Genomic DNA, 10,405 nt, shown 5'->3' with positions numbered 1-10,405 from the left:
TCTGCAAGAAGATGACGATCTCTTAACACAATATTTCCAACGTCTCCTACACCTATACCATCGATAAGAAAAATCGGTGCTGCTGATCAGCACGCCAGGGTTGTCAGTTCCCTTGCGCCGGAGCACTTCCGGGAACGCTGTTCCGACTTCTTCGCGGACGCCGTTGGAGTGGGCTCGGTGTTCGACCGAGCATTGTGCCGGTAGGGTTCGCTGATCAATCCGGGGAGGACTACCGCATGGCGCAGCTTCAGCATCGGATCGACGAAATGACTGATGACTCGGGATTCCTCGGTCTTGTCGACCCACACGCGTACACGTCGTTCGTGGGCGAAGACTGGACCTTGGAGATGCTGTTCGAGCGCGTCGAATCGGAGATGCGGCAGCGGACGATGCTGCTCTGGGGAACCGGCGGCGACGAGCAATGGCGGATCGACCTTTCGGATTCGCCGGTAGATCCGCGGCTGCCGGTCATCAGGCAAATCGCCGGCCCCATCACCGTGACGCGCGGTGAGCTGGTCGTCGTCAATTTGGACACGGTCACCATGGCTGCCCAGTTCGCGGACTCCGCCGTGGACGACGACAAGGATATATACGGGTCCAGTATCGAACTCCCAAACGGCGACTACATCTGCACCATCAGTCAACTCACCGATCCCGAAGAGGATCGGACACATGAAGGCCCCGACTTCCACCTCCAGCTGCTAGCTGGACGAACCGCACCATGGTTCGGGGTCGCATGGTCCGAACTGTGACGCTCCGACGGAATGCACGGCATTCGGCATTATCGTGCGTTCGGCGGCGTTGCCGTGTCGCCCTGCGTCAGCATTCCTAATAGATGGCTGGCGGCACCATCGGCCATCGAACTCCTGCCAGGAGGTGGACGCAAGGCACACGTCTCCGGTCCAGGACGGCGGCTCGACCGTTGGCGGTTAACGCTTGCAATGGCGACTAGGGATGCGAGGAGTCGACGAGATCCTCTGGGCGACAGCGCAGTCCATTGCTGTGTCTGCATTCGCGACGATGTGTGTCGTGGTGTATGTGGATTTGCCGATCGTGGATCCAGTATTGCCGCGAGAAGCGCTATTGCCGCCCGCGACGCAACCGGATGGCCGCATGCACAACCGATTTCATCGCCGAGTCCCTGCCCTTGCGGTATCGGTTCGGGGATCAGAGATTTCAGGGTCGCCGACAATGGTGGCCTCGACGTGGCCAACGGCGAAATGGTTTTCGTCGATCTCCGAGCGGCGGGAGTCACGCTCGGCGGTTGACGTCTGCACCTGGGGCAGCCGGTTGGCGCCGCGCCGCGGTGGTCGTTGCGAGATAGCATGTAGCTGCATGATTCCCGGCTCCGGTGATCGTTGTTCAATAAAGGGAGTCCGAGCGGATGGATCGCCGGAACAAGGGGATCAGTCGACGCAGCATGCTGATGGCGGCCGGAGCCTCGATCGCACTCAGCGCAATGGCGCAGCCGACGCAGGCAGGGGCGATCACGCGGAAGGTGTCAGCCGGCCCCGAGGAGCCCGGGAAGCGGGCTGACCTGGCGGAACAGGCGATCGTGCAGCGACATGTGCACACGCTCTGGGGCCAGCCGCAGATGCGGCTTGGCACGCTCGTCTGGCCGGCGGCCCTGCTGGACCAGTCATTCCTACGATGGTGCTACTGGTGGCAAGCCCACCTTCTCGACTGTGCGGTGGACGCCGCCTACCGCGCCCGCACCCTCGAACGCATCGACCGGGTCGTTGCCCTCGCACGCGGTATCCGGAGCCGCAACCTGACCGGCTGGACCAACCACTACTACGACGATATGTCGTGGCTGGTGCTGGCGCTCGAACGCACCGACCGGCTGCTCGGTGTCCGGTTCAGCGACGCCGTCGGGGAGCTGCGGGCCGCCTTGATCGACGGCTGGAACCCGGTCGTTGGTGCGGTGCCCTGGCGCTCCGGCGACGATTTCTACAACACCCCTGCGATCGGTCCAACCGGTATCGCCATGGCGCGTTTGGGCGAATTGTCCCGCGCCCGACAACTTGCCGATTTCTTGCACGCCCGATTACGCGACACCGACAGCGGCCTGATCCTCGATGGTGTCCATGAGCCCCGCGGACAAGTGGACCCGACCATCCACACCTACAGCCAGGGCGTGACCATCGGGCTGGAAACCGAGCTGGCAGTGCGCACAGGCGAATCGAGCCATCACAGCCGCGTGGCAGCACTGGTTGCCGCAACCGAGGACCGGCTCACGGACGCGGGGGTGATCGTCGCGGCCTCCGGGAACGACTCGGGGCTGTTCATGGGCATCCTCGCCAGGTATCTCGCCGAAGCCGCACTGGCCTTGGACGACACCACCGCCGCGAATATCGTGCACGCTTCCGCGCGGGCGGCCTGGGAGCACCGCGCCGAGGTGGACGGACTACCCCTGTTCGGTCCGGACTGGACCCGCGCGGTCACGGTGCCGGAGCATCCGGGAACCTTTCGCCCGCGCACGCACTCATCCGCCGCTTCGTCGACGAACCTGAGCCGCGATCTCTCGGTACAGCTGAGCGGGTGGATGCTGCTCGAAGCGGATTACCAGCTCACCGCCGCGGGACGCTGAGCCCAGTTCAGACGAAACGCGAGCCCCGCCGACACGGTATCGGTGTGGAAGTTGTGCGAGGCTCGAGTTTTGTCGCAGTACCGGTCATTGAAGCGCCTGCGCGGGATCGATCCGGGGGGTAGTGAACCGACTGCTCGCGTCGTGATCGTGGGTCGGGACGATGGTCACCGTGTGGCGGACCAGGTGCAGCCGGTGCAGCGTCTTGAAGGTGGCATCGCGGTCCACGTCGGCGAAAAGGCCCGGGTAGCTGGACTTCTGGCGAATGTCCTCGATTTGTAGGTAATGCCAGGCGGCATCGCCGGCAAGCAGCACCCAGCCGCTTTCGGTGTGGCACAGGATTCCGATGCTGCCCGGGGTGTGACCGGGCAGATCGACCAGCACCACGCTGCCGTCGCCGAACAGGTCGCGGCTGCGGGTGAAGGTGAGCACCGGTGGTCCGTCGAGGTCGAACTGCTCGAGCGGGCGATCGCGCAGCGAGTCGCGCACGCCGCCGACCGGAGCGACCGCGCCGCCGGTGATCCAGCGGTATTCGTCGCTGTGCAGGTGAACCGGCAGGCCGGGCAAGTCGAGCAGGCCGCAGACATGATCCCAGTGTGCGTGTGTGGGCAGCGCGAAATCCGGTGCGGGAAGTTGAGATTCGCTGTTCAGGGCGGTGACCGTCGCGATGTTGTCGGCGGGGGGCCGGACCGCGACCCGCAGGATCGAGGGCAGTTGGGCGATGGCCCGGTGCTCGGCGTCGAGGCAGAAGCTCGGATCCACCAGGAAGGTGGCCTCTGGATGCTGAACGACGAACGAGGTGAGCGAATTGCGAATCTGCTTCGGATCGAACCGTCCCTCCACGACCATGGGCGTCGGCACCGTACGCGGCACCTGTTCCAGGGTCGTGATCTTGACCGTGCGCTGCGCGGCGGGCAGCCCCGCATCGGCGATCGACCGCAGGAAGCGGTCGTCGGGCTTGCGCGGCCGTACCATCCCGCGCACCAGACCCGTCGCGGCGGCACAGCATTCGAACAGACTCGGACTGCGAACTGGTTCTGACATGGCGGCACGCTAATACTTGATGTCGACATGAAGTCAAGGAGGCGATCGTGACCACCGTATCGGACCTGCGCATCGGCGACGCCGCAGCAATCCTCGGCATCGAGGCCCACGTCCTGCGCCACTGGGAATCCGTCGGCCTACTCCACCCACCCCGCACCCCCTCCGGCCACCGCACCTACAACCAGCAAACCCTCGACATCGCCCGCCTGATCCGCATCCTCCAACGCACCGGCCTATCCCTGGAACAGATCCGCGACTTGGGCGCCAGCACCTGTGACGCCCGCGGCGCCCTCATCGAGGCCAAACGCGCCGAAATCCACGCCCGCATGGCCCTCCTCGAAGCCACCGACGGCTTCCTGGCCCACCTCACCTCCTGCAGCCACCCCGTCATCGCCGACTGCCCCGAATGCTCGGAGTTCAGCCGCCTCGAACCGATCACATTCGCCACCGACTTGCCGATATCCCGATCGGCGGCACCGACACAATGACCACTAGGCTGCAACGCCAACAATGCCGCCGCACTCGGATCGGCCGGCATTGATGGAATCGCCGATCAGCGAGGAAGTATCGCCGAGCAACGATTCCACCACCGCAATTCGATCCCACCCGCCGCGGCGTCAAAGCCGTTCTGGCTTACCGACGCCGCGCCGACCCGGAACGCGTCCTGGCCATCGACCAGCATTTGGCATGGCCCGCGCTTCCGCCACACTTTGAAAGAAGCAGTGGGGGAAGGGATTCAGTCCCCGTCAGTGGTGTCGGTGTAGCGCTGCAGGTACAGCGGCTCGCCGAGCTTCTCGAGCAGCTCGAGTTCGGTCTCCAGGTAGTCGACGTGGTGTTCCTCGTCTTCCAGGATGGTCTCGAAGATGCGGGCGGAGGTGACATCGCCGCGCGAGCGCATCAGCTCGATGCCGCCGCGCAGCCGATCCACCGCCTCGATCTCGATCTTCAGGTCGGCCCGCAGCTGCTCGGGGACGGTTTGCCCGATTCGCAGTGGGTTGAGTTTCTGGTAATTGGGAAGCCCCGCCAGGAAGAGGATGCGATCGGTGAGCACCTCCGCGTGCTTCATCTCATCGATCGATTCGTGGCGGGTGTGCTTGGCGAGTTTGGTGAAACCCCAGCTCTCCTGCATCTTGGCGTGCAGGAAATACTGGTTGATCGCCGTGAGTTCGGCCGTCAGCTGCTCGTTGAGCAGAGCGATGATGTCCTTGTCGCCTTCCATGGGGGTGATCGTGTCACAGCTCACACCCGGCGAACCGGTTAGGCGGCCCTGAGTGTCGGATCAGGCGGCGGACGCCTCCGTGGCTTCGGCCGCAACCATGGTGCGGGCCTGGTCGATCACCTCGGTCAGCCGACTCGTGCATGAGCCGCAGCCGGGCTTCCAGCCGCACGCCTTCTTCACCTGACGCGTGGAGCAGGCGCCAGCGGCCACACAGCTGTGCACGTCTTTCTCGGAGACGGCGTTGCAGATACACACGTACACAGCAGGCCTCGATGACGGAGGGACAAGATCGGCGAGGTTAGCCTCATCTAACGAGGTAAGCCTCCCCTAATGTATAGCATCCGCGCGCCAGGTCCTGTCAATAGCGCGTGCGGATCAAGCTGATCCGCTGGCAACGGCCCCACTGGTGACGACTTCTGGGGCGATCAGGGGTCTCGTCCGGTGCGATGACGGCCTGTGCCGACCGCCGCGATCAGCCCAGTCGTTACGGTGCCGGTCGTGTCGTTCCGGCAGCCTTTGCAGTCGACCCGAGGTAACTCCCTACCTGTTCCTGGTCACCTCGAGTTGCACACTGCCCCGGTTATTGCCGTAGAAGCTCCATGCGTCGTTGGCGAAGGCGTAGAGGTACCCGGGGCGGAATATCCGGTGGTTCGTGCCAGCCCCGATGGCGATGCACTCGGGCAGTGCCTGCGCACCCTCGCACGGGATCGCGTCGTTGGCGACGACGCCGATCAGCGACATCCACGGCATGCTTTCGTCCCGGCGGGTCAGCAGGAAGTTAGCCCTTGGGTTTCGGGTTATGCGCCGGAAGATCCGCTCGCCCTGACCGATCAGTGTGCTTGCCGCGTGGAAAATCTCGCCGGGGTGGAAACTGTGCCAGCCGGTGGTGCCCGCAGGCCCGCAGGGGATGTCGAGATCCGTCCACTGCCCCGTTGCGGCAAAGGTGTAATCGCCGGGTTCGAGGTAGAGGCCGGTCCAATTCCACGGATCCCGAGCGGACACGCTGACCGTGCCGGACTCACCCGGAGCGAGCGACCGGGTGCGCCGATACGGTCCGCTGGCGATCGGTGGCGTCTGGTTGCGTTCGTAGACCGACCGGTGCAGCAACGGGTTGTTCCCGTCCTTGTCGATCATGGGGGTGGCGCGGGGCCGCGGCTCGAAGAACGACTCCAATAGCGAGCGCAGCAGCGGCTCGTACAACGGCTCGAGTAGGCCGTATACACCTTGGTTGTCGTCGTGCAGCGTACCGAGTGCGTCGGGGCGGATCTGGTCCTCCACGTCCTTGCGGAACTCCAGTCCGATCGCGGCGCGTGACTCATCAATCATCCATTTCAGCGCGCCGTCACTCAGGCCCGTCTCCAGGTGGCCGCCGCCCACGTCCATGTGGCTGCCCGGGAACCACACCTGCTTGACGTCCTGGTCCGGCTCCGGGTCGGACCAAAGCGTGGGCGTGAACGGACCCCGCTGCTCGTCGAGTGCCACCGCATGGCGACCGTGGCGCACGGCCGGGTTGAGCTTCACGTCGTGGAACGCATGTCGACTCGCGGGGTCCAGCAGGTTGAGCCAGCCCAGGTAGTCCGGGATACCCAGCGCACCCACGGTGTCCCACACTCCGACGAAGTCCACCGGAATCGGCTCGGCCCGTCCCGGGTCGTAGCTGAATCGAAGCCCCTCGCTCCACCCGGGATCGGCGTCACGTCCCAGGCGATACCGCCGCTGATACGCGTGCCGGACCTGACCCTGAATCTCGTCTTCGTCCAGGTACGCGGTATCGATCAACCCGCACGCCGCGATCATCCCTGCGACGCTGCGGGCCGTGAAGGCACCGCGACTGAAACCGAACAGCGCGATTCTGTCCCCGGGCCGGTATGTGGTGGTCAGCCACTGGTAAGCGTCCATCACGTTGCGGGACAAGCCGACTCCCGCGACGCCTCCCGAAAGCCAACCGGCCAGACCGGCACTGTCGGTGCCGACCCCGGCCTGATACCGCGTCAACTGGTCCTCCCCGCCCTTGGTGGTTTCGGCGAGGGCATTGTAAAAGCGGCGCACATTCGTTACCGCCAGCTGGCTCGGCGTGCTCCATGTCCCGTCGCAGCACATGACGAGTCGACGCATAGTTGCACCTCCCGCTACCTGTGGACAACTTCCGTGGCGTGGTGTTGAACGCTGTAGATCAGAGTCAGCCCTGCAAGCCCTGAACCGGCTTATGCGTGTGGGCTTCGATATCTGTTATGGCCGCGTGCAGCAATTGGTGAGCCAGATCTTGCAGCGCACGGGCACAAGCGAGTTCATCGCCGATGGCAGGAATATTCTGGTCGGCGGGATTGACGTGTGCGGACCCGGCTGCGATCAATGGCTCGTCCCCGCGGCCGATCAGCTGCGCTTTTACCTTGGTGAGGCGGTCGAGTTCTTCGATATCGATGGAGATGTTCCAGGTTTTCGACGGCATTCGCACTGCCCTCCAGATTCAGTGGGGACTGCGTCGCTTCACCTCCAATAGTCGCACCACTATAGCTCGCGCACACCATGATCGGTTTCGCGATTTGTCGACCATAATGGCCGAACTCGATGACCGCCTGCGGACATCTGCCACGGCCGATCCCCGCTGTTGCCACCCATTCGCTCATATCGGGGAGATACCCTTGGGCTGGAGGTTTGGCGGAAAGGAAACAACGTGGGGCAACTGCGACACCGGGCCGCATCGCGCGTAGCCGCCGGGTGATCACCCGGCGCCGATTCCGAGCGACCGATGCACGAGCCGATCGATCTGGTCGATCCAGCTGAACGAACCCGCACAGCGCTTGCCGCCGTGGTGGCACAGTTTTCAGTGGCTTGGGCGTCCGGGTCCCCGCCAGATCTGTCGGCATACCTACCACATGAAGCGGCTGAGCGGCGCGCGATACTGATCGAACTGATAAAAATCGATCTCGAATACCGCTGGCTTCGCTATCACTTTCCCAAACGACTGAACGAATACCGTGCCGAATTCGCAGAGCTGCAAGATGGCCCGCTGCCAGCCGAGCTGGTCTACGAGGAATTCCATGCCCTGCGCCGCGGTTCACACGCAGCCGATACGGCTAGCGCGCTCGCTGAGGCCACCGCCACGGTTCACCCTGAGCTCGCACAGCTCACGAGCGACTACCGCAGCACGATGATCGCTCGTCCAAGTGCCCAAATTGTGCTCGACGCCATCAATGTCGGCGACCATATCGACGATTTCGACCTCCTGATGCGGATCGGGTCCGGCGCCTTCGCGCAGGTGTATCTCGCTCGGCAACAATCGATGCAGCGATTGGTCGCGGTCAAGATTTCCCATAACCACGGCAATGAGCCGCAGACCCTCGCCCAGTTGGACCACGAATACATCGTGCGCATCTTCGACCAGCGACTCATCGCAGATGGCGAGCTCAAGCTGCTCTACATGCAGTACCTGCCAGGGGGAACGCTGCTCGACGTGCTGCGCCTACAGCGCTCGACGCCTGCGGAACACCGCAGCGGGCAACTGCTGCTCGATGCCATCGACCAGGTGCTGGCCGAGAAGGGCGAGGTTCGGCCCACCGAATCTGCTGTTCGGACCCGGACCGCCGCACTGACGTGGCCAGAGACCATCGGGTGGCTGGGCCGCCGACTGGCGGACGCACTTCAGCATGCGGCCGACCGAGGGGTGTTGCATCGAGACATCAAACCCGCGAACGTGCTGCTGAGCGCCGAGGGAATTCCGAAGTTGGCCGACTTCAATGTCAGCTCCAGCAAACACCTCAAGGGGACGAGTCCCCTGGCGTACTTCGGCGGATCACTGGCGTATATGTCGCCGGAACAGCTCGAGGCCTGCCATCCGGACTTGCCGACGACCGCCGCCGATCTCGACACGCGAAGCGATATCTACGCGCTGGGTGTCATGCTGTGGGAGTTGCTCACGGGCCGCCGCCCATTCGCGGACGAACCGTTCGCCGGTGAGTCGGAGACATCGCTGGCCCGCATGCTCGAGCTGCGCCGCAGACCCGTCGAGTCGACGTTCCTATCGGAGCTTCCGCCGGATTGCCCGATGGCGCTGCGTCGAGTGCTGCTGAAGTGTCTGTCGCCCGATCGCCGAGACCGCTACTCGTGCGGGTCGGAATTGGCTCAGCAGCTCGACCTGTGCCTCGAGGAGCGGGCCCGCGACCTTGTCTATCCGCCGCCGAACAGCTGGCGGGCGCGACTTTCGCGATGGCCCACCCCCATCCTCTGGCTATCTTCGCTGGTGGGCGTCAGCCTGGCTACGGTCTACATGGCTGTGCACGTCCAAGACCTGATCAGAGAGCGTCTGTCCGATGCCACCAACTCGCAGATCGATATGGGCGTCATCGTTTTCATCCTTTGTGCCTCGCCACCGGCCATTCTCATCTACGCGTATATGTCGCGTGATCTGCTCGCGGTGCCGCGCGGCTTGCGCAATGGCCGACACTACGACGAGGCAAAGCTTGTGCGGGTGCGGTCGCGAACATTGTTCTGGGGCGATATGTGTGCGATGAACACCCTTCTGTTCGCGGTGTGCGCAACCGTGACAGGGGTGTTGTTGCTTGTTTGGCTTACCGAGCTTCCGGCGCGGCTGATGGTCCATGCTGCGACGACCGTGCTGGTGGCGGGCACCATCTCCGTTGCTTACACATTCTTCCTGTCCACGTTCTACGTCGTCCGCTGCGTCTATCCCATCTATCTGCGCCACGGCCGCGCCACGGCGCGCGACTCGGAGCATCTTCGTGCGCTGCGCCGTAGAACCACGGTCTATCTCGCAGTGACGGCGTCGGTACCGCTGGTCGGGGTGCTGGCCGGATTCACCGCCCTCGAACCCGAAGAGCTTCCGCTCGTGCGCGATTCGGTGCTGGGGCTGTGCGCGGCCTCCGGGCTCGCATTCGTCGCCGTCTACTGGTTGTTCCGCAAGCTGGATGCCGATCTGCGCGCGCTCGAGCGGGTGGTCCAGTAAGGCCTGGTTCTTGCTGCTGAGAAGCCCGATGCCCGGCCGGAGAATAGCCACATGCTCGAGCTGAACATCCCAATGGCTGAACTGGCCGTCGACTCCGGCAAGCCCGATCTCTATCTCTCGGGCAAAGTATGGATCACGATCGACGGCCACCACTTTCCCGAGCGCGACTGGACGGACAACCCAATGTCGTTTCTCGGATCGATGCACACCGCCATCGGGAGGGCGGCAGGCGGCGCCGAAGCTGACTGCTATTTCTGGGAAGGAAGCTATTTCGTCAAACTCGTCCCCTTGCCGATCGGCGCTGGCATGCGGCACATCGAGGTCTTTGCGGTGGATGACGGCGGACGCGACCTCGACGAAGGTGGCGTTGTCACGGCCAGCTGCGTTTGCGTGCTAGCGGAAATCGGCAAAATCTATCAGGCCGCGATCAGTGAACTGTCGCAGTGGGCATACGACCGGCGCGAGGCAGATCTGCTGGCATTGTTGGCACGGTTGGACCTCGGCGAGCACGCGATGGACCAACTCGGCGTAGGCGGTGTCGTCGATATCGAATTCGCCAGGGCCGACCTCGATCGGCCAGTCGGCAACGGCA

11 protein-coding genes are annotated in these 10,405 nt (G+C 64.0%); 5 read left to right on the top strand and 6 right to left on the bottom strand.

The genetic code is table 11. The features are described from left to right. The first annotated feature begins 266 nt into the window (after positions 1-266). Entirely contained in the window at positions 267-752 is a 486-nt protein-coding gene (locus tag ABZW16_RS41070) for a hypothetical protein (RefSeq protein ID WP_354961563.1), read from the top strand. Between the two features lie 632 nt (positions 753-1,384). Continuing rightward, on the top strand, positions 1,385-2,590 hold the full coding sequence (locus tag ABZW16_RS41065; protein WP_354961562.1) for a glycoside hydrolase family 76 protein: 1,206 nt from the start codon (positions 1,385-1,387) through the stop codon (positions 2,588-2,590). Between the two features lie 84 nt (positions 2,591-2,674). Here ABZW16_RS41065 and ABZW16_RS41060 read toward each other — a convergent pair whose 3' ends face one another. Further along, on the bottom strand, positions 2,675-3,631 hold the full coding sequence (locus ABZW16_RS41060) for an MBL fold metallo-hydrolase (protein WP_354961561.1): 957 nt from the start codon (positions 3,629-3,631) through the stop codon (positions 2,675-2,677). A gap of 47 nt (positions 3,632-3,678) precedes the next feature. Between ABZW16_RS41060 and ABZW16_RS41055 the strand changes: the two genes are divergently transcribed. Next, complete coding sequence (locus ABZW16_RS41055) at positions 3,679-4,119, top strand: MerR family transcriptional regulator (protein WP_354961560.1); 441 nt, start codon at positions 3,679-3,681, stop codon at positions 4,117-4,119. Between the two features lie 248 nt (positions 4,120-4,367). Here the strand turns inward: ABZW16_RS41055 and bfr are convergent, their stop codons facing one another. The 5 genes from bfr to ABZW16_RS41030 form a co-directional block, all read right to left on the bottom strand. Continuing rightward, complete coding sequence (gene bfr, locus ABZW16_RS41050; RefSeq protein ID WP_354961559.1) at positions 4,368-4,850, bottom strand: bacterioferritin; 483 nt, start codon at positions 4,848-4,850, stop codon at positions 4,368-4,370. Positions 4,851-4,910: 60 nt separating this feature from the next. Further along, positions 4,911-5,060, bottom strand: a complete 150-nt coding sequence (locus tag ABZW16_RS41045; protein ID WP_354961564.1) for a bacterioferritin-associated ferredoxin-like protein — start codon at positions 5,058-5,060, stop codon at positions 4,911-4,913. Positions 5,061-5,390: 330 nt separating this feature from the next. Continuing rightward, positions 5,391-6,965: a DUF2235 domain-containing protein gene (locus ABZW16_RS41040; protein ID WP_354961558.1), complete on the bottom strand. Its 1,575-nt coding sequence runs from the start codon at positions 6,963-6,965 to the stop codon at positions 5,391-5,393. Positions 6,966-7,029: 64 nt separating this feature from the next. After that, the gene (locus ABZW16_RS41035) at positions 7,030-7,299 is read right to left on the bottom strand and encodes a DUF1876 domain-containing protein (protein ID WP_354961557.1); all 270 of its coding nucleotides are present in this window, start codon (positions 7,297-7,299) and stop codon (positions 7,030-7,032) included. 420 nt (positions 7,300-7,719) lie between these two features. Then, the gene (locus tag ABZW16_RS41030; protein WP_354961556.1) at positions 7,720-7,893 is read right to left on the bottom strand and encodes a hypothetical protein; all 174 of its coding nucleotides are present in this window, start codon (positions 7,891-7,893) and stop codon (positions 7,720-7,722) included. Positions 7,894-8,001: 108 nt separating this feature from the next. Between ABZW16_RS41030 and ABZW16_RS41025 the strand changes: the two genes are divergently transcribed. Further along, positions 8,002-9,813: a serine/threonine-protein kinase gene (locus ABZW16_RS41025; protein ID WP_354961555.1), complete on the top strand. Its 1,812-nt coding sequence runs from the start codon at positions 8,002-8,004 to the stop codon at positions 9,811-9,813. A 51-nt stretch (positions 9,814-9,864) separates the two neighbouring features. Beyond that, a partial coding sequence (locus ABZW16_RS41020) for a hypothetical protein (RefSeq protein ID WP_354961554.1) occupies positions 9,865-10,405 on the top strand: 541 nt, incomplete at its 3' end.

This window comes from Nocardia sp. NPDC004604 (assembly GCF_040609795.1).
GTDB lineage: Bacteria > Actinomycetota > Actinomycetes > Mycobacteriales > Mycobacteriaceae > Nocardia.
This window is presented reverse-complemented; position numbering and strand designations above follow the sequence as displayed.

Coding starts and splice junctions, on each gene's coding strand:
- ABZW16_RS41025 (WP_354961555.1), top strand. CDS start 8,002: ATGATCGCTCGTCCAAGTGCCCAAATTGTGCTCGACGCCATCAATGTC.
- ABZW16_RS41035 (WP_354961557.1), bottom strand. CDS start 7,299: ATGCCGTCGAAAACCTGGAACATCTCCATCGATATCGAAGAACTCGAC.
- ABZW16_RS41060 (WP_354961561.1), bottom strand. CDS start 3,631: ATGTCAGAACCAGTTCGCAGTCCGAGTCTGTTCGAATGCTGTGCCGCC.
- bfr (WP_354961559.1), bottom strand. CDS start 4,850: ATGGAAGGCGACAAGGACATCATCGCTCTGCTCAACGAGCAGCTGACG.
- ABZW16_RS41065 (WP_354961562.1), top strand. CDS start 1,385: ATGGATCGCCGGAACAAGGGGATCAGTCGACGCAGCATGCTGATGGCG.
- ABZW16_RS41030 (WP_354961556.1), bottom strand. CDS start 7,893: ATGGAATTCCTCGTAGACCAGCTCGGCTGGCAGCGGGCCATCTTGCAG.
- ABZW16_RS41040 (WP_354961558.1), bottom strand. CDS start 6,965: ATGCGTCGACTCGTCATGTGCTGCGACGGGACATGGAGCACGCCGAGC.
- ABZW16_RS41070 (WP_354961563.1), top strand. CDS start 267: ATGACTGATGACTCGGGATTCCTCGGTCTTGTCGACCCACACGCGTAC.